The sequence below is a fragment of the Pseudomonas sp. GW822-FHT04C11 genome (assembly GCF_058800905.1).
Genome location: NZ_JBXAMS010000029.1, coordinates 1 through 20,810, shown reverse-complemented (window position 1 = coordinate 20,810; position 20,810 = coordinate 1). Strand labels below are relative to the sequence as shown.

20 protein-coding genes are annotated in these 20,810 nt (G+C 60.0%); 3 read left to right on the top strand and 17 right to left on the bottom strand.

The annotated features are described in order from the left end of the window. Positions 1-242 precede the first annotated feature (242 nt). Genes pepN through AC1RJ3_RS29125 form a run of 6 tightly spaced genes read right to left on the bottom strand, consistent with a single transcriptional unit; the run spans position 243 to position 6,778 of the window. On the bottom strand, positions 243-2,900 hold the full coding sequence (gene pepN, locus AC1RJ3_RS29150; RefSeq protein WP_493081906.1) for an aminopeptidase N: 2,658 nt from the start codon (positions 2,898-2,900) through the stop codon (positions 243-245). Between the two features lie 12 nt (positions 2,901-2,912). Then, positions 2,913-3,743: a DUF2797 domain-containing protein gene (locus tag AC1RJ3_RS29145; protein WP_347930030.1), complete on the bottom strand. Its 831-nt coding sequence runs from the start codon at positions 3,741-3,743 to the stop codon at positions 2,913-2,915. Continuing rightward, entirely contained in the window at positions 3,740-4,000 is a 261-nt protein-coding gene (locus AC1RJ3_RS29140) for a YeaC family protein (protein WP_019690610.1), read from the bottom strand. Before AC1RJ3_RS29140 ends, AC1RJ3_RS29145 begins: the two co-directional genes overlap by 4 nt. A gap of 44 nt (positions 4,001-4,044) precedes the next feature. Then, complete coding sequence (locus tag AC1RJ3_RS29135) at positions 4,045-4,920, bottom strand: rhomboid family intramembrane serine protease (RefSeq protein ID WP_347929904.1); 876 nt, start codon at positions 4,918-4,920, stop codon at positions 4,045-4,047. Next, positions 4,917-5,891, bottom strand: coding sequence for a metallophosphoesterase (locus AC1RJ3_RS29130; protein ID WP_347930029.1), 975 nt, complete (start codon positions 5,889-5,891; stop codon positions 4,917-4,919). The genes AC1RJ3_RS29135 and AC1RJ3_RS29130 overlap by 4 nt, the downstream gene beginning before the upstream one ends. After that, positions 5,888-6,778, bottom strand: a complete 891-nt coding sequence (locus tag AC1RJ3_RS29125; protein ID WP_019690613.1) for an NAD(+) kinase — start codon at positions 6,776-6,778, stop codon at positions 5,888-5,890. Before AC1RJ3_RS29125 ends, AC1RJ3_RS29130 begins: the two co-directional genes overlap by 4 nt. A 101-nt stretch (positions 6,779-6,879) precedes the next feature. Between AC1RJ3_RS29125 and AC1RJ3_RS29120 the strand changes: the two genes are divergently transcribed. Beyond that, positions 6,880-7,830 carry a DUF1853 family protein gene (locus AC1RJ3_RS29120; RefSeq protein ID WP_493081903.1) on the top strand — a complete coding sequence of 317 codons (951 nt, stop codon included), beginning with the start codon at positions 6,880-6,882 and terminating at the stop codon, positions 7,828-7,830. Between the two features lie 138 nt (positions 7,831-7,968). Here AC1RJ3_RS29120 and AC1RJ3_RS29115 read toward each other — a convergent pair whose 3' ends face one another. The 4 genes from AC1RJ3_RS29115 to AC1RJ3_RS29100 form a co-directional block, all read right to left on the bottom strand. Then, positions 7,969-9,252 carry an arsenic transporter gene (locus tag AC1RJ3_RS29115; RefSeq protein WP_103314474.1) on the bottom strand — a complete coding sequence of 428 codons (1,284 nt, stop codon included), beginning with the start codon at positions 9,250-9,252 and terminating at the stop codon, positions 7,969-7,971. Between the two features lie 34 nt (positions 9,253-9,286). Beyond that, positions 9,287-9,634, bottom strand: coding sequence for a metalloregulator ArsR/SmtB family transcription factor (locus AC1RJ3_RS29110; RefSeq protein ID WP_054597143.1), 348 nt, complete (start codon positions 9,632-9,634; stop codon positions 9,287-9,289). 96 nt (positions 9,635-9,730) lie between these two features. Beyond that, complete coding sequence (locus tag AC1RJ3_RS29105; RefSeq protein WP_493081901.1) at positions 9,731-10,834, bottom strand: DUF2855 family protein; 1,104 nt, start codon at positions 10,832-10,834, stop codon at positions 9,731-9,733. Positions 10,835-10,932: 98 nt separating this feature from the next. Beyond that, a complete protein-coding gene (locus tag AC1RJ3_RS29100) occupies positions 10,933-11,490 on the bottom strand; it encodes an NADPH-dependent FMN reductase (protein WP_054597141.1) in 558 nt (185 codons plus the stop codon). A gap of 184 nt (positions 11,491-11,674) precedes the next feature. Between AC1RJ3_RS29100 and AC1RJ3_RS29095 the strand changes: the two genes are divergently transcribed. Together AC1RJ3_RS29095 and AC1RJ3_RS29090 are read left to right on the top strand one after the other, a co-directional pair. Beyond that, on the top strand, positions 11,675-11,911 hold the full coding sequence (locus AC1RJ3_RS29095; RefSeq protein ID WP_054597140.1) for a hypothetical protein: 237 nt from the start codon (positions 11,675-11,677) through the stop codon (positions 11,909-11,911). Positions 11,912-12,000: 89 nt separating this feature from the next. Then, positions 12,001-12,894, top strand: coding sequence for a LysR substrate-binding domain-containing protein (locus AC1RJ3_RS29090; protein WP_054597139.1), 894 nt, complete (start codon positions 12,001-12,003; stop codon positions 12,892-12,894). On the opposite strand, the gene AC1RJ3_RS29085 is transcribed toward AC1RJ3_RS29090, so the two are convergent. From AC1RJ3_RS29085 to benA, 7 genes are all read right to left on the bottom strand, one after another. Then, complete coding sequence (locus AC1RJ3_RS29085) at positions 12,860-13,474, bottom strand: GNAT family N-acetyltransferase (RefSeq protein WP_054597138.1); 615 nt, start codon at positions 13,472-13,474, stop codon at positions 12,860-12,862. The two genes, AC1RJ3_RS29090 and AC1RJ3_RS29085, sit on opposite strands and share 35 nt — an antisense overlap. A gap of 14 nt (positions 13,475-13,488) precedes the next feature. After that, positions 13,489-15,744, bottom strand: a complete 2,256-nt coding sequence (locus AC1RJ3_RS29080) for an Orn/Lys/Arg family decarboxylase (RefSeq protein WP_054597137.1) — start codon at positions 15,742-15,744, stop codon at positions 13,489-13,491. 334 nt (positions 15,745-16,078) lie between these two features. Further along, positions 16,079-16,837: a DNA polymerase III subunit epsilon gene (gene dnaQ, locus AC1RJ3_RS29075; RefSeq protein ID WP_054597136.1), complete on the bottom strand. Its 759-nt coding sequence runs from the start codon at positions 16,835-16,837 to the stop codon at positions 16,079-16,081. Positions 16,838-16,956: 119 nt separating this feature from the next. After that, complete coding sequence (locus tag AC1RJ3_RS29070; RefSeq protein ID WP_493081897.1) at positions 16,957-17,730, bottom strand: 1,6-dihydroxycyclohexa-2,4-diene-1-carboxylate dehydrogenase; 774 nt, start codon at positions 17,728-17,730, stop codon at positions 16,957-16,959. Between the two features lie 15 nt (positions 17,731-17,745). Next, positions 17,746-18,759, bottom strand: coding sequence for a benzoate 1,2-dioxygenase electron transfer component BenC (gene benC / locus AC1RJ3_RS29065; protein ID WP_054597134.1), 1,014 nt, complete (start codon positions 18,757-18,759; stop codon positions 17,746-17,748). Between the two features lie 10 nt (positions 18,760-18,769). Further along, a complete protein-coding gene (gene benB, locus AC1RJ3_RS29060; RefSeq protein WP_054597133.1) occupies positions 18,770-19,258 on the bottom strand; it encodes a benzoate 1,2-dioxygenase small subunit in 489 nt (162 codons plus the stop codon). After that, a complete protein-coding gene (gene benA / locus AC1RJ3_RS29055; RefSeq protein ID WP_347929900.1) occupies positions 19,255-20,619 on the bottom strand; it encodes a benzoate 1,2-dioxygenase large subunit in 1,365 nt (454 codons plus the stop codon). Before benA ends, benB begins: the two co-directional genes overlap by 4 nt. Positions 20,620-20,810 lie beyond the last annotated feature (191 nt).

Here is a 20,810-nt window from a genome sequence, read left to right as displayed (position 1 = left end):
CATTAGCGCAAGCTCGATTTACCGTTCATCAGTGCTGGGTGGCAGAAGGTGGGCTGACCATACATTTGCTTACTTTTTGGCGTCTGAAAAAGTGAGTCGCTGTAAGAGCGAAACCGCCAGCCGCCGTTACCGCAGCAACGGATATGTACACCTGCAAGAGATGGGTCGGCTGTCAGGCCGCCATCGCGAGCAAGCTCGCTCCCGCAGGGTTCGAGTGAACACCTGCGGGAGCGGAGGTCAGGTCACGCCAAACTCTTGCTGACCACTTCGAACACATCGCTGGACAGCTGACCCGAGCCGCGAATGCGCTCCAGCTCTGCCTTCATCAACGCCTGACGGGCGCTGTCGTATTTACGCCAGCGCGTCAACGGCGCCAATTGACGCGAAGCGATCTGCGGATTGAAGCCATTCAGCTCGATCACCAGATCCGCAAGGAAGCGATACCCCGAACCATCGGCCGCATGGAAGTTGATCAGGTTCTGCCCGGCAAACGCACCGACCAGCGCCCGCACCTTGTTCGGGTTCTTGATGTTGAACGCCGGGTGCTTCATCAACTGCTGAACCCGCTGCAAGCCACCCGGCAACGTGCTGCCGGCCTGAACGCTGAACCATTGGTCCATGACCAGCGGATTGTCCTTGAAGTGCTCGGCAAAACTGGCCAGTGCCTTGGCCTTATCGGCCTCGAACGGTGAATTCACCAGCACCGCCAACGACGTCAGACGCTCGGTCATGTTGTCGCAGGCATCGAACTGCTCAAGGGCCGCTGCCAGCACTTCCGGCTTGCCACTGAGCATCAGGTAGGACAACGCAATGTTTTGCAGGCTACGACGGGCGAAGTGCTCGGCTTCGGCAACGTAAGCAGTTTGCTTCGACAGCTCGCGATTGGCCTGATAACGCAACCACAGCGCGTCGAACAGGCTGTCCGCCAGTTGCTTGCGGGCGAATTCACGGGCTGCGTGAATCGCATCGACATCCGCCACTTCGCTGATTTCGGTCAGGTAGGCCTCGCTTGGCAGCGAGAGCATTTCGGCGACCATGGCCTGATCCAGGGATTCATCCGCCAGCACCGTGCGCAATGCACTGATCAGTCGCTGATCCAGCACCAACGCCTGACCCGCTTGATGCTGAGCGATCAGTTCCTGCAACACCTGCACCGACAATTGCTGGCCGGCTTCCCAACGGTTAAAACCGTCGCTGTCGTGCTGCATCAGGAACATCAGCTGATCGCGGTTGTACGGGAAGCTCAGTTTCACCGGTGCCGAGAAGCCGCGCAACAGCGAGGGCAACGGTTGTTCAGCGATGTCGACGAAGGTAAAAGTCTGCTCGGCCTCGGTTACCGACAGCACGCGGGAAGTCCCGTCAGCGGCCGCTTCACCGGCCAACCGAAGAGCGATCGCCGCACCTTTGCTGTCCAGCAGGCCCAGTTCGACCGGAATCACGAACGGCAGTTTTTCAACCTTGTCCGGGGTCGCCGGGCAGCTCTGGCGGAAGGTCAGGCTGTAGGTTTTCGCCGCCGCATCGTAAGACTCGCTCACCGCCAGACGCGGTGTACCGGCCTGGCTGTACCAGCGTTTGAACTGGGTCAGGTCGACGCCGTTGGCATCTTCCATGGCCTTGATGAAATCGTCGCAGGTGACCGCCTGGCCATCGTGACGTTCGAAATACAGGTCGCTGCCTTTACGGAAACCTTCGGAACCGAGCAAGGTGCGGATCATGCGCACCACTTCCGAACCTTTCTCGTAGACGGTCAAGGTGTAGAAGTTGGAAATCTCGATGAACGCATCCGGGCGTACCGCATGGGCCATCGGGCCGGCATCTTCGGCGAACTGGTGAGTGCGCAGGTACGCCACGTCCTCGATGCGCTTGACGGTGCGCGAGTGCATGTCGGCGGAGAACTCGGCATCACGGAACACCGTGAAACCTTCCTTCAGCGACAGCTGGAACCAGTCGCGGCAGGTCACGCGGTTGCCCGACCAGTTGTGGAAGTATTCGTGGGCCACCACCGCTTCAACCCGCTGGTGCGCGGCATCGGTCGCGGTTTCGGCACGGGCCAGCACGCAGCTGGAGTTAAAGATATTGAGGCCCTTGTTCTCCATGGCACCCATGTTGAAGTCGTTGACTGCAACGATCATGAAGATGTCCAGGTCGTACTCGCGACCATAGACTTCTTCGTCCCAGCGCATGGACTTCTTCAGGCTGTTCATGGCGTGCTGGCACTTGTCGATGTTTTCCGGCTCGACGTAAATGCGCAACGCCACACTGCGCTGGGTCATGGTGGTGAAGGTGTCTTCGACGCACCACAGGTCACCAGCCACCAGCGCGAACAGGTAGGCCGGCTTCATGAACGGATCTTCCCAGGTCGCCCAGTGCCGACCGTCTTCACCGGGACCGGAGGCAATCGGGTTGCCGTTGGACAGCAGCACCGGATAGCTGTGCTGCTCGGCGACCACCGTGGTGGTGAACTTGCTCATCACATCCGGGCGGTCGAGGTAATAGGTGATCTTGCGAAAGCCCTCGGCCTCGCACTGGGTGCAGAACATCCCGCTGGACTTGTACAGGCCTTCCAGCGCGGTATTGGTTTCCGGGTGAATCCGCACGCTGGTATCGACCGTGAAGCTGGCGCTGGTCGGGTGCAGGGTCAGGTGGTTTTCCGTCAGTTGATAGTCGCCGGCGCTCAGTTCAGCGTCGCCCAAGGCTACCGACAGCAGCTCGAGTTGCTGGCCATCCAGTACAAGCGGCGGCAGGCCCGGGCCACGGGCCGGATTGCGGCGCATCACCAGTTGCGCATGGACCAGGCTGTGGTCCTCGTACAACTCGAAGGTCAGGTGCGTCTCGTCGATCAGGTACTCGGGCGCCTGATAGTCCTTCAGGTAGATCATCTTCGGTTGTTCGGTGCGCATGCTGGAGTCCTTTTACTGATGCACGGCGAGCTGGTAGGCCGTGTATTTACGAATATTGATAACGCCGGTATCGAAGATCAGGTATTGACCCTTGATCCCCAACAGCGTGCCTTCGGCAATCGGGTTCTTGTCCAGATTGAAGCTGACAATCTTGGCCGGGTACTGCTCGACCGGGTAACGGATTTCAATCGGTTCGACATCAAATACCGGTTGAATCGCTTGCAGACCGAAGCGCTCCTGCAGTCCTTGCACGCCCTCGGCACAGCTTGCGAACAGTTGATCACGAATCTGTTTCAGGTCAACCGGTGCCGCATCACCCTTGAGCAAGGCGCGCCAGTTGGTCTTGTCGGCCACCTGACTGCGGAACAGGTCTTCGACGAAACCGGATTGCTGACGGGTCGACACGCGCATGATCGGCAATGCCTGGCTGGCACCCTGATCGAGCCAGCGGGTTGGCAGCTGTGTAGCGCGGGTGATCCCGACCTTGACGCCCGACGAGTTGGCCAGATACACCACGTGGTCGGTCATGCAGAACTGCTCGCCCCAGGCCGGCTCACGGCAAGTGCCGGCGTCATAGTGGCAACGCTCCGGACTCATGATGCAGACATCGCACTGCGCCAGTTTGGTCATGCACGGGTAGCAGTAACCCTGGCTGAAGCTGGTTTTGGTTTTGCGTCCGCAATGGATGCAGTGGATCGCACCCAGGTATTCCAGGCGAACCGTGCTGCCGATCATGGGATTGACCGGCACCTCGGTATCGCCCAGGCGAAAAGCGTATTGCACGGTCGACGCGTCGAGGCGCGCCGACATCTTGCTGATTGCACCGCGGCCGATCTCGATCAATGGATGGCATCCGACTTGAACAGGATATTCGGCACCGTAATCGACTTCGAACTGCATTCCTGCGGGCCCATGTAGCCGGTGCGTTGTTCCTCGGGCAGGTTCTGCACTTCCCAGGCGATCATCGCCTGCAACGACAGTTCGCGCTGCTCGGCAGTCAGTTTGCCGCCGTCGGACCACTTACCGATCTCTACCGCCAGTTTCAGGCTCTGGTAGATCTCTGGCGTGATGTTTTTGATCATTTCGTTAAAAGAGGACATCAGGTCTCCGCGCTCGTTATTCACAGCACAATTTAGACGGCAGTTTATTGGACAGAGAGTCTACGGCGACTGTACAAGCCGCCCAACAAACCGGTGAGGCATCCGACGAGTAACCCGCCGACGTGCGCCGCATTGGCAATTTCGCCGAAACCGATCATCGAGATCAGCCCCGACATACACAGCAGCAACCACACCAGCATCATCACCAATACCCCGCGAGGCAGGCGATATGCCGGGTTCGGCGACAGCAACTGGTAGATCCAGCAATGCCCGAGCAGGCCGTAAAGCACCCCGGACAGGCCGCCGAACAAGGTCGCGCCGCCGTAATAATATTGGGCGTAGTTCGACACCAGGCTGAACAGCAACGTCAGCCCCAACAGGTTGATACTGCCCTGACGCGACTCGATACGCCGCCCCAGCTCCCAGTACCACATGCCGTTCATGGCCAGGTGGAGAACGCCGAAGTGGATCAGCATCGGCGTCACCAGACGCCACCACTGCCCCGCTGCCAGACTGTCGGCCAACGGCGTGAAGTGGATGTATTCGCCCACCACCCGAAAATCGAGGAACGTCAGCCAGCGCATCGTGTCGAGGTTCTCGCCGAGCAATGTCACCGCGCCGACGATCATGCTCAGCAGCAGAATCAGCGCCGTCACCGGGCTGTGGCGCAGTTGCTCGACGAACCCTGGACGCTGGATATTCGCTTGTGCAGCCGGGATATCCAGTTGATGCTCGGGATCGCCCGCAGGAAACCGTTCGTACAGCGAGCGCACGTCTTCGCTGATCGCGTCCGGCACCCACAGCACCTGTTCACCGGCTTCTTCGCTGACCCGATGCGGCACGTGCATGCGTTGCAGCAATTTGACGAAACCACTCAGGTCCACCGCCAGCGGCAGACGTAAAACAGCCACAACACTCATCGCAATACCTCTGGCCGGTCAACATCGACCCAGACAAACTTGTGTGGATCGAGACGGGTTTCCTGATCCAGCCGATAGGCAACCAGCTTGCCGTACAACACCGCGCTGTAATCCAGGCAGGCCAGGTTCGGGCGGATCGGCGCCGGTTTGCCGCTACGCCAGTAGTGCCCGACAAACAACAGCGGTTCGTCGATGCCGTAGCGCAACAGGTTATTTTTTTCTACCGGCGACAGCGGCGTGCGAGCCACGGACTCGGGCAAGGCATCTGGCTGGAACACAATATCGCCATAGGTTTGCGGGTTGTCTTCCCAGAACTTGGTGCGGAAGAACGAACGCGTCAGACCGTCGCCGCTGGTCATGGTCAAGCCGTGCGGCAGGCGCATGTCGGTGCCGCGCAGCAAGCGGTCGAAAGCCATGCAGGCGAAACTGCCGGAAACCGCCGCCGCCTGGACGAAGTGTTCATCGATGCAGCCATCGGCATACTGCGCACGCAGCACGTCGATCAGGCCACCGTCCCAGCAGGCGTGGACGACCCGGAAGCGTCCGGCGTCGACGAACAGTGGCATCTCGTAGAACCAGGCAAGAAAGTCGTGCCAGTCCGCCGGGTGATCGGCAAATTGAGTCAGGGTTTCGTCGAGCAGGCGCGCATGCCGAGGCGTGTGTTCACGCACATACTGCTTACCGCTGCCGGGCGGCGCCGGCGTGCTCCAGCCGAGTGCGTTGAATTCATGGTTGCCCATGATGCACAGCGCCTGACCGGCCTCGACCATGTCGTGAACGATGTGCAGCGCTTCGCGAATCCGCGGGCCGCGGTCGATGATGTCACCGAGAAACACGGCCATGCGTGACGGATGGCGCCAGACGCCAGCTTGCTTGTGATACCCGAGTCGGTCCAGCAAATGCTCAAGGGTATGAGCGCAACCGTGCACGTCACCGATCAGGTCGTAGCTACGCGCGGGATCGAGCATCAGTCGCCTCCACCACCCAACCGGCTGCCCCAGCCCAGCTTGGTCCGGCAGACTTCGTAGTAGTTATGGTCCAGCGGATGAATCAACCGCAGTTTCTGCGCCTTCTTGCTCACAGTGATGGTGTCACCGGGGGCGCAGGTGAAGTGGTTCTGCCCGTCACAGGAGACTTGCGGGTAAATCTGCATATCCTTCGACACGACGATTTTCAGCTCGCTATTGCCATCGACCACAATCGGCCTTCCTGACAAGGTATGGGGGTACATTGGCACAATCACAATGGCATCGAGCTTGGGATGCATGATCGGGCCGCCCGCCGAGAGCGCATAGGCCGTGGAACCGGTGGGTGTGGCGACGATCAGGCCGTCGGCTTTTTGGCTGCAAACAAACTGGCCGTCGATGTACAACTCGAACTCGATCATCCGCGTCGATTTGCCGGGGTGCAGCACCACGTCGTTCAGCGCATCGCCCTGGCCGATGGCTTCGGCGTGACGGCGAACTTCGGCCTGCAACAGGAAGCGGTTTTCGACCAGATAGTGCCCGTCGAGCACTTCGGCGACCTTGACTTCCAGCTCATCCGGGCGGATGTCGGTCAGAAAGCCCAGGTTGCCACGGTTGATCCCCAGCACCGGAATATTGTGCCGTGCCAATGCCCGAGCGGCGCCCAGCAGGCTGCCGTCACCGCCCACCACAATCACCATGTCACAGACTTCGCCGAGCATCTTGCGCGATGAGGTTTGCAGGCCATGGCCTGGCAGGACTTCGGCGATGGTGTCCTCGAGAATCACGTGCAAGTGCCGGTCAAGCAGGAATCTTTTCAGTCGGCGAACGGTATCCAGCACCTGCGAACTGCCCAGGCGACCGATGATGCCGATATTACGAAATTGCTCCATGGGACTCCGAGGGTCTACGACGGCGAAAAACACGATTATGGGCGAAAGCGCGCCGCAGACAAAATCCTTTCAGCCGCGAACCAAAGCGCTATGCTCGCAAGATGACCTTATTTCCTGACTTGCTGGCTTTACCTCGTCAGTTGCGCCATCCCGAAGTGCGCGACCTGGCCTGGGTCATCCTCGCGCCACCGATGCTCTGCGAAACACCCTGGCCACAACGCCATCCACTGGCCGGCAGCGACTGGGTACAAGCCCCCGAACGACTGCAACACTGGTTGCTTCAGCTCGATCAGGACAGCCGCGAGCTGCAGCGCTGGCTGGCGCTCGGCCCGACTCGTCGCCTGGGCCTGTATTACGAACGCCTCTGGCAGTTTGCCGTGCAGCACGCGCCGGGCGTCGAGTTGATTGCCGCCAACCTGCCGATCCGCCGCGACGGCCACACGCTGGGCGAGCTGGACATGCTGCTGCGTGACCGCGACGGCGTGCATCACCTGGAATTGGCGATCAAATTGTATCTGGGCCCCCAGAACGGCGAAGGCCACGACACTGCCCAGTGGCTCGGACCGGGATGCCATGACCGACTGGACCGCAAGCTGGCGCACCTGACCCACCATCAACTGCCGATCTCCGCGCGCTCCGAAAGCCGCGATGCGTTGGCCGCGCTGGATATCCTGGGGTTCAGCGCACACTTATGGCTGGGTGGTTATCTGCTGTACCCATGGCCCGGCAAAACCCAGTCACCCGACTGTGCCCATCCGCAACACCTCAAAGGACGCTGGCTGCATCAGCGAGACTGGGCACACTTTATCGCCCAGAGCCCGCCCGGTCGCTGGCAACCCTTGCCACGGCACGCCTGGCTCGCGCCCGCCCATTATCTTGCCGAGCACACCTGGGAGCGCACGCAACTGGAGACCTGGCTGAGCGGGCTCGCCCCTCAGGCACCTGCGCAGTTGCTGGTACGCCTGACTGAAAACGTCGACGGTGACTGGGAAGAAGCCGAGCGGCTGTTTCTGGTGGCGGATCTGTGGCCGAACGTGCCGGGCCAGGGTTGAGCCTTGTGGCGCCTGGTCCGGCCCCATCGCGAGCAGGCTCCCACACACTGGACCCTAACCCTGTAGGAGCAAAGCTTGCTCGCGATGGCGATCTCAAGGACACCATCGCCGGCAAGCCGTGCTCCTGCAGGAAGCTATTTAGATGGACAGGCGCAACGCCAACGCCGCCAGGGTCACCAGCAACACCGGCACCGTCAGCACGATCCCGACCTTGAAGTAATACCCCCAACCAATCTGAATATTCTTGCGCGCCAGCACGTGCAACCAAAGCAAGGTCGCCAGGCTACCGATCGGGGTGATTTTCGGCCCCAGGTCGCTGCCGATCACGTTGGCGTAGATCATTGCCTCTTTCACCACCCCGGTAGCCTGGCTGGCATCGATCGACAACGCACCGATCAGCACCGTCGGCAGGTTATTCATCATCGACGACAACAGCGCGGTCAGCAGCCCGGTGCCCATGGCGGCCCCCCACACGCCGTAGTCCGCGAACACGTCCAGCCAACCGGCCAGGTACGTGGTCAACCCGGCATTACGCAAGCCGTAAACCACCAGGTACATGCCCAAGGAGAAAATCACGATATGCCACGGTGCTTCTTTCATCACCTTGCGCGTGGAAATTTTGTGCCCACGGGCGGCAATCGCCAACAGCAATGCCGCGCATACCGCCGAGATCGCGCTGATGGGAATCCCCAACGGCTCCAGGGCAAAACAGCCCAGCAGCAAAATCACCAGCACACACCAACCGGCAATGAACGTTGGCTTGTCGCGAATCGCGGTCTTCGGGTCTTCCAGTTGTTCCAGGTCGTAATCGGCAGGAACGTCCCGTCGGAAGAACCACAGCAACACCGCCAGCGTCGCCGCGACGGCCACCAGGTTGACCGGCACCATGACCGCCGCATAACGGTTGAACCCAATGTGGAAGAAGTCCGCGGAGACTATGTTCACCAGGTTCGACACCACCAGCGGCAGGCTCGCGGTATCGGCGATAAACCCGGCGCCCATCACGAACGCCAGTGTCGCCGCCGGAGAAAATCGCAAGGCCAGCAGCATCGAAATGACGATGGGCGTGAGGATCAACGCTGCGCCATCATTGGCGAACAAGGCCGATACCAACGCCCCGAGCAATACCATGTAAGCGAATAGCTTGCGCCCGTTACCGTGCCCCCAGCGAGCCACATGCAACGCCGCCCAGGCAAAGAAACCCGCTTCATCCAGCAGCAGACTGATGATGATCAGCGCCACAAACGTCCCGGTGGCGTTCCAGATGATGTCCCATACCAACGGAATGTCGCTGACCTGGACCACCCCGCAGAGTAACGCCAAGACGGCGCCCAGCACCGCACTCCAGCCGACGCCGAGGCCTTTGGGTTGCCAGATCACCAGGGTAATGGTCTGGAGGAAAATCAACGACGCTACGAGCATGCGAAACAGCCTTGAAGAAGATGGAGGGGGAGAATCAGCAGCAACGGACCGGACGGTCGCCCATCGCCTGTAGTCGCGCGACATCAGCGCCAAGCCATGCACCGTTGGCTGCCAGCGCACCGTGCAACAACGTCATGACCCACGGGGATAATTGCGGGTGCAGGCGATAAAACACCCATTGCCCCTGACGACGGTCCGCCAGCAGTCCATGGCTGCGCAATTGCGCCAGGTGACGGGAGATTTTCGGCTGGCTCAGGTCCAGCGCCGCCGTCAGCTCGCACACGCACAGCTCACCCTCTTTGGCGATGAGCAAAGCGATACGACTGCGGGTGTCATCGGCCAACGCCTTGAACACATCGACGGGATTGCAGGGATCGGACATGGAAGTGAATGCGCCTGAACAAACGAAGCGCGAATATATGGAATTTCGAATATAGGGTAAAGCGAATAAACCGCATTGCACGCAACCCGTAGAGCCTTACAAACGGATCACATGCCCCTCGATCGGCGCGATCTGCCCATGAAACAGCCGCGAAATCACCGTTTGTGCCGCTTCAAGCCCATCACTCTCCACCACCCTGAGCAATGGATTGGCCGGTGCCATCACTCGCCGATAAAACTTCTGCCCGCCCTCACCGATGTACTCGATAAGCCGCTGCGATCCCCATTCGGCGTTGCGTTTGCGAATCTGGATCGGTGCAAAGAAAAACGCCGGCTGCGGCCCTGTCATAGCGCTCAGTTGCGCCTCATCCGTGTTCTGGGCCGAACCTACAGCGCAGCTGTAAACCAATTGCCCGGCGAAATGCTGATGCACCTGATTGCGTAAATCCAGACGGCCAGAGAAATCCACGTACAAGGTCGGACGGTCAGCGGGCAACGACGCCAACTCGGCGTACCCGAGCGTGCGCTCGTAACACCCGAGTTGTTCAACAAACGCCTGGTTCCCGGTCGATGTCAGCGCCACTCGCTCCAGATTCGACTGGTCCTCCAGGCAAATGGCAGTGCCGAAAGCGGTTTTGCTCGAAGCGCTGGAGAACACCACACGGGTGGCACCGAAGAACTGATTGTCCTGTAGGAAATCCGCCAACATCAATGACGTCAAAAACAGCGGGTTAAGCAGCATTTGCAGGTTTTCATTCGCAGGGATGTAGTACCGATCCCAACTGCAACGGGTGTACTGATTGTAAACCGAACTCAGTGTTTGACGGTGCGGGGCGGCGTCATGAAAACCGCGCTCGGTCACCCGCTCTGGATGCACCCAGAGATGGCTGGCCAGTGGAAAGTACCCGTAAAAGCGCTCCCCGACCGCAATGCCTTCGACTGCGCAGGCAAGCACATCGGCAAAACCCCAGGCCGGGATATGGCCCCATTCCGCTTGCCCGGTCGGGAAAAACTCCCAGTAATGCATCAAGTCGCCATAGGCTGCGTAGGTAATGTTATTGCTGGTCAGCGCGCAGCGATCAATCTTCAGAATCACGTCACCAACCGACGGAATCAGGCTGCGCTGCTCACGCTCGATACGACTCTCGGCGATGGCGTTTTTACGGGTTATCAACCGTGTGACCGTGCCTTGGCTTTGCATCGTTCAGACTCCCTGTCGTGTCGCTGTCCACTATCCAATGGTTCGATCATCAGTCGACGGGCCAGCGCTTCCTTAGCGCAGCACTGGCCCCCGATCGATCAATCCTTTTTAAATTGCTCGACCCACTCGGCATAGGCGTTGATGAAACTCTGCAAAAACGGCCGGACCGACTCGGACACCTTCCCCGACTCGTCGAACGCCGTACCGGCGTTGCTCAGGTAGGCTTCCGGTTGCTGCATGCAAGGCACATTGAGAAACACCATGGATTGACGCAAGTGATGGTTAGCACCGAAACCACCAATAGCGCCGGGGGATGCGCTGATCACCGCCCCCGGCTTACCGCCCCAGACACTCTTGCCATAAGGCCGGGAACCGACATCGATGGCGTTCTTCAGGGGGGCAGGCACCGAGCGGTTATATTCCGGTGTCACGAACAGCACCGCGTCGGATGAGCTCACCTGTTGACGGAAAGTGCTGTAGGCTGCCGGCGGTGTTACGTCGATGTCTTCGTTGTAGAGCGGCAGGTCGCCAATCTCGACGATGTTCAGCCTGAGGTTTGCCGGAGCCAGTTCAGCCAGCGCCAGCGCGACTTTGCGGTTGATCGACTGTTTTCTCAAGCTGCCAACCAGGACAGCAATCGTATAGACCTTGCTCATTGGGAATTCCCGACTATCTGGCTAAAGGAGCCTGTAGTTATAGATGATTCGGCAGCACTTAACGTGCTCCGTGTCGCGGAATAGCGGTTAAATACTATTTTTTTCCTGTAGGAAAACTTACCAAGCTTATCGACGGTCTACAGAACCGCAAATTGAGTGACTTATCTCCAGAGGTTCTAAGCAGATGGCAGCAGTACTCGTCGGACAATTCCATGCAAGAGACGCGGAAGGCCGTGTTTATTCAGTGCATGAGTTCCAGGAATCCACCCCGTCGCAGGACGGTATCGCCGGCCTTGCGCCTGTCACCACCTATAAACTGGCGATTGGCGATCGCATCAACAAACTCGATGACAACGAATTTGTATTGGTTCAATCGGGCGTTACCATCACCCGCGAGCCTGAATCAAGCGTCGCCTCATAAGCCTCCGTTATGAGCTGAAGTCATAGGCACGGACTTGGGTTAGGATTCAGTCACTGACCCCCCTCACCTGCTGAACATGGACTTCACGCATGCGTTTACGTCATATCGAAGTGATCCAGGCGCTCCTGCAAACCGGTCATCTGGGCACCGCTGCCGAGATGCTGCAACTGCCGGTGGCCGGGGTCGAGGGGATTTTGCGCGAGGCCGAGGATCAACTCGGCTTCATGCTGTTTGCCAGCGTACGCGGGCGATTGCAGGCTACCCGTGAGGCGCGGGAGTTGCAGGTCGAGATTGCCCACGTCTACGAAGCGCTCGAACCGCTGCAGCGGCTGGCCAACAGCCTAAAACAATACCTAGCGCCGCCGTTGCGGATCATTTGCACGCCCCCCTTGGCGCAGCACTTGTTGCCACAGGGCATTGCCACCCTGCGTCGACGTTTTCCAGATGCGCCCTGCTCGCTGCTCAGCCAACCCACGCGTGACATCGTCAGAAGCCTGCTGCTGCGTGAAAGCGATCTCGGCTTGAGCCTGCACGATCCTGACCACCCCGACATTCAGTGCCAGATCATTGCCCAAGGCAAACTCCAGCTCCTGGCGCCTCATGGCTGGCTGCAACCCAAGCAAAAATACATTTCCGTGCAGGACCTGGCCGGCCAGTCGATGGTCGGGCTGGAAGGTCACGACCCGCTCAGCGTGATGTTCGAGAGCAAACTGCAGGCCTTGCGCCCGGCACCGGTGGTGCAAACCCGGGTTCAGACCCATCAGATGATGCGCAGCATGGTCGAGGCCGGCGAAGGTCTGGCCGTTGTCGATCCGTTTACTGCGATCGGCGCCAAGGCCAGCGGACTGGACGTTTGCCCCGTCTCGCCGGCCGTCCCGATCAGTCTTTACGCCTTGACCCTGAACAATGCCGAGATAGCGCCTGCGACCCAGGCGTTACTGGAGATTATCAAGGAACAAGCCGAGGCGATGCTGGCGAGCTGATCGGACTTTCCAACGGATTATCGAACAGCCGATACCAGAACAACGCCACCTCTGCGGTTTGCGGATCGATGCCACGATAACGCAGGTGATCGATGCCACCCATGACATAGCCGCAACGCTCGTACAGCCGACAGGCTCCCAGGTTGTTATTCTGGGTTTCCAGCATGATGCCCGGCAGCTTCTTCTTGCGGCTCCAGAACTGCGCGACATCCAGCAACGCCTTGGCCACTCCGTGGCGACGCGCCGGGGCGTGCACTGCCAGCTCGTCGATATGGGCAAAGCCGTTCCAGTTAGTGCTGATCACGATGTGCCCCACCGGGTGATCGTCGAGAAACGCCATGAAAATCGCACTGTCGACCGCGTTCCGGTAACTGGCGAACTCCTCCGGGTCGATGCCATAACACTTGCGGTAGGGTGTGATGGTTTCCAGCGACCACTGATCCACCGGCTTATCGAGCTCTGCGGCCGCGTAGGCCCGGACCTCAAAACTGAAGTCACTGCCCCAGATATACGCAGCGAATCCCTGATCGGCGACACGTACCGCTAAACCCGGATACTTGGGATTGATGACCGGCTGCATACTCGGAAAAGTCCTCAAATTTTTATGCAATCGACGGTGTAACACCGCCCATTGCCCTCGTCTTCATGCTGCAGTCCGTGCACATCGGCGACGAAGCCCGGGAAGCTGCTGTTGAATGTGCGGGCAAACGCCAGGTAATCGATGATCGAGCGCGTCGATTCGGTAAAACGTTCGCCGGGCATGATCAGCGGAATCCCCGGCGGATATGGCACCAGCATTACCGCAGCGATTCGCCCCTGCAAATTGTCGATTGACACCGCCTCGACCTCGCCACGGACCAATTGATCGTAGGCGTCGGCCGGTTTCATCGCGATTTCCGGGAGTACCGTGTACATCCGTTTAAGGTGCTTGGCGGTGGCATTGCTGCGGTAGCAGGCGTGCAATTGATCGCACAGGTCGCGCAGCCCCATGCCCTGGTAACGCGCCACGTCTCGTTGCGCGACACACGGCAGGCACGTCGCCAGGCTGACGTTGGCGTCGTAGCTGCGTTTGAATTCGAGCAACTCGGTGAGCAAGGTGCTCCATTTACCCTTGGTAATGCCCATGGAAAACAGCACCAGGAATGAATACAGACCGGTTTTTTCAACCACCAGCCCGCGCTCCCAGAGGAACTTGCTGACCACTGCCGCCGGAATCCCCCGCTCGCTCAGCGCGCCACCGGCCGTCAGGCCGGGCATCACCAGCGTCACTTTGATCGGGTCCAGCAGCACGTAATCTTCGGCAATGTCGCCAAAGCCGTGCCAGTCGGCTTCGGGCTGCAACAGCCAGTCGGAGGTGGTGACCTTGTCTATACCCTCCACCAGCGGTGGCTGCCAGATCGAGAACCACCAGTCGTCGGTGGCGATGTGCTGGCGCAGGTTGGCCAGCGCCCGGCGAAAACTCAGGGCTTCATCGAACATTTCCTGCAACAGCGAACGGCCGGCCGGGCCTTCCATCATCGCCGACGCCACGTCCAGCGAGGCGATGATGCTGTATTGCGGCGAGGTGGAGATGTGCATCATGAACGCTTCATTGAAACGGTCGCGGTCCAGTTGCCGAGCGCCGCCATCCTGCACGTGGATCATCGACGCCTGGCTGAAGGCCGCCAGCAGTTTGTGGGTGGAATGGGTGGTGAACACCAGCGGGCTGTCGTCAGTGCGCGAAGTGCCCATGCCATAACGCCCGGCAAAGAACTCGTGAAACGCCGCATAGGCGTACCAGGCTTCGTCGAAGTGCAAGACTTCGACGCTGTTGCCCAATGTTTGCTTGATCAGCTCGGCGTTGTAACAGAGGCCGTCGTACGTCGAGTTGGTCACCACCGCCAGCTTGACCTTGGGCGTTCGGCCCTTGGTCAACGGGCTCGCATCGATCTTGGCCTGGATCGATTCACGGCTGAACTCGCTCAGTGGAATCGGCCCGATGATCCCCAGTTCATTGCGCTCCGGACACAGGTACAACGGGATCGCCCCGGTCATGATGATCGAGTGCAACACCGATTTGTGGCAGTTGCGGTCCACCAGCACCAGGTCGTCACGCGCGACCATGGCTTGCCAGACAATCTTGTTGGCCGTCGAGGTGCCATTGATCACGAAAAACGTGTGATCGGCGCCAAAATTACGTGCGGCACGGGCCTCGGCTTCCGCCAGTGGCCCGGTGTGGTCGAGCAACGAGCCGAGTTCCGGCACCGAGACCGACAGGTCCGAACGCAGGGTATTTTCCCCAAAAAACTGGTGGAACGCCTGCCCTACCGGGCTTTTGTGATAAGCCACACCCCCACCATGCCCTGGGGTGTGCCAGGAGTAGTTGGAGTCGGCGGTGTGTTGCACCAAGGCCTTGAAAAACGGTGGCAGCAAGCCATCGAGGTAGCTGCGCGCCGCCCGGGCGACCTGGCGCGCCAGAAACGGCACGGTGTCTTCGAACAAATAAAGGATGCCGCGCAACTGGTTCAGTTCGCTCATGGCATCGGCCGGGGCGTTTTCCAGGGTGACTTGCTCGCCCAGGGCGAAGATCGGCAAATTCGGCGCACGGGCGCGGGCCACACGAATCAATTCGGCCATGTTCTGTAAAAGGTGGATGTTTTCCCCGGCGCCTTCGGCGGCAATCAACATGCACGCGAGGCCGTGGTGAGTCGAAGCGACCAGTCGGCCTTCGGTGTAATCCACCGCCGAAAGGACGCTGAAACCTTCCTGTGAAAGCTCCGTGGCGATGCCGCGCACGCGATCACCGGCGACCGTGTCGGCCTTGATGTCGCGGTGGACAATAAGGACCGGGAACTTCAAGTCTTTATACATGGGGCTCGGCGTCCTGAGGCAGCAGACCGTAGTCTGCCAATACACTCAGGGTAGAGGGTTGCGGCCCGTGTGGCGAGCGGATGCCCCAAAACAGGTCACGCCCCATCCGATACTGTGGCGACGGGGCTTGCCCTGATGCCCGTCAGTTAAGGAAAAACTCGCCGAGCACATACCTTATGGCGAGGGAGCTTGCTCCCGCTCGGCCGCGAAGCGGTCGTAATCCGGCAATCGCATTCCATCTGGATACTCGCGGTGGCTGATTTTAGGGTCGCTTCGCGACCCAGCGGGAGCAAGCTCCCTCGCCACAGGAGGCAGACCCATTCACGCTTGGTGGTTATGCTTGTGCCTCGGCCTCGGCCAGTTGGGTCCAGAGCGCCGGGGCACCGGCAGACTTGGCGATCACTTCAAGGCGCGAGGCGTGCTCGGCCAGCTCCGCTTCACTGGCGCGGATAATCCGTGCCGGCGTGCGATCCGCTGGCAGACGACGGATCTCGCTCGCCTGATTGCCCGAGCCCTCACCCGAACCGTTGCCGTCAGTCGCGTTACCGGCCAGCGACAGGCTGGTCTGGCCGCCGGTCATGGTCAGGTAAACGTCAGCGAGAATCTCGGAGTCGAGCAAGGCGCCGTGCAGCTCACGGCCGGAGTTGTCGACGCCATAGCGTTTGCACAAGGCATCGAGGCTGTTGCGCTGCCCCGGGTGACGCTCACGCGCCATCATCAGGGTATCGAGGATCGAGCAATGCTGGGTGATATCAGCCCGATCCTGCTGGCCCATCAGCGCGAATTCGTTGTTGATGAAGCCAACGTCGAACGCCGCGTTATGGATGATCAGCTGCGCGCCCTTGATGAACTCGAAGAACTCATCGGCCACTTCAGCAAAACGCGGCTTGCCTACCAGAAACTCGTTGGTGATGCCGTGGACGCCAATCGCGCCCTCGTCACTTTCCCGGTCTGGTTGCAAATAAACGTGGAAATGCCGGCCCGTCAGGCGTCGACCGATCAACTCGACGCAACCGATCTCGATAATCCGGTGGCCGTCGGTCACCGGCATACCGGTGGTTTCGGTGTCGAGCACCACCATCCTCTGAGCCATCTTCTTTCAACCCCTCTTCGTGCCGTTTTGCATAAGGCGGCGATGTTAACACAGAGCTTGAAAGTGCCGCCGATACCCGGCAGTTGTCCCGTCGGGTATCGGCTCGAAACCTGCGCGGCTCAGCCCTGATCACCGCCGCCAACCGGCATCACCAGCCCGGTGATGTAAGCCGCGTCGTCAGAGGCCAGAAACAGGATCGCCCCGACTTGCTCGTCAATCGTGCCGTAGCGTTTCATCAGGCTGCTGTCGACGGTTTGATCGACAATCTGCTGATACCAGACCTTCTCCTGCGGGCTCTGCTCGGCACTGTTGCGCGGAATCCGCCGTGGTGGCGCTTCGGTGCCGCCCGGCGCGGTGGCATTGACCCGCACGCCCCGCTCGGCGGTTTCAAACGCCAGGCACGCGGTGAGCGCATTGACCCCGCCCTTGGCTGCGCCGTAAGGCACACGATTGACCCCGCGCGTGGCAACCGATGACACGTTGACGATGGCGCCGCTGCCCTCCTCCAGCATGAACGGCAATGCGGCATGGCAGCACCACAGTGTCGGAAACAGCGAACGACGGACTTCCGCTTCGATCTGATGCTCTTCGTAATGCTCGAAAGGCTTGGCCCAGATGGTCCCGCCGACATTGTTGACCAATATATCCAGACGGCCGAAACGCTCGATGGCCGCCGTCATCACGCGCTGGCACTCGGCGTACTGTTCGAGGTCGGCGGTGAGGATCAGCACTTCACTGGTTTGACCCAGCTGCTCTTGCAGCTCAAACACCAGTTCGGAACGGTCGACCAGAATCAGCCGCGCACCTTCGGCGGCCATACGCTCGGCGACGCGGCGGCCAATCCCTTGGGCCGCGCCGGTAATCAGCGCGACTTTTTCATGAAATCTGTTCATCAAACCCTCCCGCGCTTACGCAGCACTGGCCGCGAATTTTTCGTAGTAGAAATTTTTCGGTGAGACGCCCTGCTCGCGGATGAACTGGCTCACGGCCTCAACCATCGGCGGCGGGCCGCAGAGGTAGACGTCGACATCACCGTCGTTCAAGTGTTTGGGCTCGATGTGCTGGGTCACATACCCCTTGAGCGGGTGCGCGCTTTGCGGGTTGGCCACGCAGGCGCTGAAACTGAAGTTCGGGATCCGTGCGGCCAAGGCTTGCAGCCGGTCCAGTTCCACCAGGTCAAAGTCGTTGGTCACGCCGTAGATCAAGTGCAACGGATACTCACTGCCCTGCTCGGCAATTTTCTCCAGCATGGCGGTGAACGGCGCCAGCCCCGTGCCGCCGGCCAGCAACAGCAACGGACGCTGAATGTCGCGCAGGTAAAAGCTGCCCAACGGCCCGGCCAGGCTCATGCTGTCACCGGCCTTGGCGATACCGGTGAGGAAGCTGCTCATCAACCCGCCGGGCACGTTGCGGATCAGGAAGCTGACTTCACCGTCACGTTGCAACGAGCTGAACGAATAGGCACGAGTCTGCTCACTGCCGGGAATGCCCAGGTTGACGTATTGCCCCGGCAGGAACGCCAGTTTGCTCAGGGCTTCACCCTTGATCGACAGCGCAATCGTGCTGTCGGACAGCTGACGCACCTGGCTGATGGCCGCGCTGTAGTGGGCCTTTTGCGTGCGGCAGACGTCCGATGACACCGGCACGCGCACCACGCAGTCGCTGAGAGCGCGCATCTGGCAGGTCAGCACAAAGCCTTTTTCGGCCTCGTCGCTGCTCAGGGCGTCTTCGATGTACTCCTCGCCGAGATCGTAACGCCCAGCCTCGGCAAAGCATTTGCAGGTGCCGCAGGCGCCGTCGCGGCAGTCCAGCGGGATGTTGATGCCCTGGCGATACGCGGCGTCGGCCACGGTTTCGCCAGGGTTGGCGTCAACGAAACGGGTGACACCGTCTTCAAAATTGAGTGCGATCGAATGAGTCATGACGGCTGCCTCACAGGTGATAGACATCGATGACCTGACGAACGTAGTCGTTCTTCAGGATCACTTTCTTGGCCTTGATCAGCGGGCTGTCGCCACGCACGTCGAGGGTGTAGAAGCTGCTGCCGAAATAGCTGTCGACGGTCTTGTAGCGAAAGCTCAGGGTGTGCCAGTTGAAGCGCACCTTGCACAGCCCGTCGGCCTGTTCGAGCAGCTCGATGTTGCTGATGTTGTGCGAGGTCCGGGTGTCCGGCACGCTGGCACTGGAACGCTCGGTCTTGATCCGGAAGATGCGGTCTTCCAGGCCCGTGCGGTTGCCGTACCAGATCAGCGAGATTTCCCGTTGCGGGTCTTCGGTCAACTCGTCGTTGTCGTCCCAGGACGGCATCCAGAAGGACGCATCGGCGGCATACAGTTCCAGCCAGTTGTCCCATTCCTTGTCATCGAGGTAGCGCGCTTCGCGGTAGAGAAAATCGCGCACGGCGTCGTAAGTGATGCTCATGACAGCGCCTCCACCTTGATCAATTCCGACTGTTCTTCGCTCAAGGCCTTGAGCATGGTTTCCTGCCAGTACTTGTGTTGCAGCACAAACAGGCCTTCGTCTTCGGTACGCACACCGCTGAGCAACGGGTGCAGGTCGATTTCCCTGGCCGCCTCATCGGCACCTTCAACCCAGTGCTCGGCGCCACGGGACATGTCGTTCCAGGTGGTGACGCTGCCCTGGTAGCCGGTCTGGCAGGAGCGAAACTCTTCGAGGTCGTCCGGCGTCGCCATGCCGCTGACGTTGAAAAAGTCTTCGTACTGACGAATCCGGCTTGAACGCGCGCTGTCGCTTTCGCCTTTGGGAGCGATGCAGTAAATGGTGATTTCGGTGCGGTTGACCGAGATCGGCCGGGCGATGCGGATCTGTGAACTGAACTGATCCATCAGGTACACGTTGGGGTACAGGCAGAGGTTGCGCGAGTTCTCGATCATCCAGTCGGCGCGGGCCTGGCCAAAGTCCTTGGCCAGTTCGTCGCGGCGCTCGTACAGCGGCCGGTCTTCCGGGTTCGACCAACGGGTCCAGAGCAGCATGTGGCCCTTGTCAAAGGAGTAGAAACCGCCGCCCTGCTTGGCCCAGGTGCCGGCGCTCATGGTCGGGTTCTCGTCACCGCATTCGCGCTGTTTGCGCTGGTTCTGGGTGGCGGCATAGTTCCAGTGCACGGAGCTGACGTGATAGCCGTCGGCGCCATTTTCAGCGGTGAGTTTCCAGTTGCCTTCGTAGATGTAGCTGGATGAACCACGCAGTACTTCAAGGCCATCGGCGGATTGATCGACGATCATGTCGATGATCTTCGCCGACTCGCCCAGATGCTCGACCAACGGCACCACATCGGCCTTGAGGCTGCCGAACAGAAAGCCACGATAGGACTCGAAGCGCGCGACTTTGGTCAGGTCGTGGGAGCCTTCGCAGTTGAAGCTCGCCGGGTAGCCGGCCGCCGCCGGGTCCTTGACCTTGAGCAGCTTGCCGGAGTTGTTGAAGGTCCAGCCGTGAAACGGGCAGGTGTAGGAAGACTTGTTGCCGGTCTTGTGTCGGCAGAGCATCGCGCCACGGTGGCTGCAGGCGTTGATGAACGCGTTGAGCTCGCCGTCCTTGTTGCGCGCAATGAAGATCGACTGCCGGCCCATGGTGGTGGTGTAGAAATCATTCTTGTTCGGAATCTGGCTCTCGTGGGCGAGGTACAGCCAGTTGCCTTCGAAGATGTGCTGCATCTCGAGATCGAACAAGCGTGGGTCGGTAAACATCTCCCGCTTGCAGCGGTAGATGCCCTGGTCTTTGTCTTCTTCAAGCAGGGAGTGAAGGTATTCGGGTCGCAGGGACATGGCCGCCGCCTCCATTGTTTTTATTCAGGCAGGCTCATGCTAGGCCGGGCGACTACTGGACAATATCCGCTGGGTGCAGACCTTTATCCGTTTTGTGCAAAGGAAACGATCAACAGTTCAGGCCGAGTACGGAGCGCTTTTCGTAGGAGCAAGGCTTGCCCGCGATGGCGATCTCTCGGACGCCATCGCGG

Coding starts and splice junctions, on each gene's coding strand:
- benA (WP_347929900.1), bottom strand. CDS start 20,619: ATGTCCCTGCGACCCGAATACCTTCACTCCCTGCTTGAAGAAGACAAA.
- benB (WP_054597133.1), bottom strand. CDS start 19,258: ATGAGCATCACTTACGACGCCGTGCGCGATTTTCTCTACCGCGAAGCG.
- AC1RJ3_RS29090 (WP_054597139.1), top strand. CDS start 12,001: ATGCGTTTACGTCATATCGAAGTGATCCAGGCGCTCCTGCAAACCGGT.
- AC1RJ3_RS29085 (WP_054597138.1), bottom strand. CDS start 13,474: ATGCAGCCGGTCATCAATCCCAAGTATCCGGGTTTAGCGGTACGTGTC.
- AC1RJ3_RS29110 (WP_054597143.1), bottom strand. CDS start 9,634: ATGTCCGATCCCTGCAATCCCGTCGATGTGTTCAAGGCGTTGGCCGAT.
- AC1RJ3_RS29100 (WP_054597141.1), bottom strand. CDS start 11,490: ATGAGCAAGGTCTATACGATTGCTGTCCTGGTTGGCAGCTTGAGAAAA.
- AC1RJ3_RS29125 (WP_019690613.1), bottom strand. CDS start 6,778: ATGGAGCAATTTCGTAATATCGGCATCATCGGTCGCCTGGGCAGTTCG.
- AC1RJ3_RS29080 (WP_054597137.1), bottom strand. CDS start 15,744: ATGTATAAAGACTTGAAGTTCCCGGTCCTTATTGTCCACCGCGACATC.
- AC1RJ3_RS29140 (WP_019690610.1), bottom strand. CDS start 4,000: ATGTCCTCTTTTAACGAAATGATCAAAAACATCACGCCAGAGATCTAC.
- AC1RJ3_RS29070 (WP_493081897.1), bottom strand. CDS start 17,730: ATGAACAGATTTCATGAAAAAGTCGCGCTGATTACCGGCGCGGCCCAA.
- dnaQ (WP_054597136.1), bottom strand. CDS start 16,837: ATGGCTCAGAGGATGGTGGTGCTCGACACCGAAACCACCGGTATGCCG.
- benC (WP_054597134.1), bottom strand. CDS start 18,759: ATGACTCATTCGATCGCACTCAATTTTGAAGACGGTGTCACCCGTTTC.
- AC1RJ3_RS29120 (WP_493081903.1), top strand. CDS start 6,880: ATGACCTTATTTCCTGACTTGCTGGCTTTACCTCGTCAGTTGCGCCAT.
- AC1RJ3_RS29135 (WP_347929904.1), bottom strand. CDS start 4,920: ATGAGTGTTGTGGCTGTTTTACGTCTGCCGCTGGCGGTGGACCTGAGT.
- AC1RJ3_RS29115 (WP_103314474.1), bottom strand. CDS start 9,252: ATGCTCGTAGCGTCGTTGATTTTCCTCCAGACCATTACCCTGGTGATC.
- pepN (WP_493081906.1), bottom strand. CDS start 2,900: ATGCGCACCGAACAACCGAAGATGATCTACCTGAAGGACTATCAGGCG.
- AC1RJ3_RS29105 (WP_493081901.1), bottom strand. CDS start 10,834: ATGCAAAGCCAAGGCACGGTCACACGGTTGATAACCCGTAAAAACGCC.
- AC1RJ3_RS29095 (WP_054597140.1), top strand. CDS start 11,675: ATGGCAGCAGTACTCGTCGGACAATTCCATGCAAGAGACGCGGAAGGC.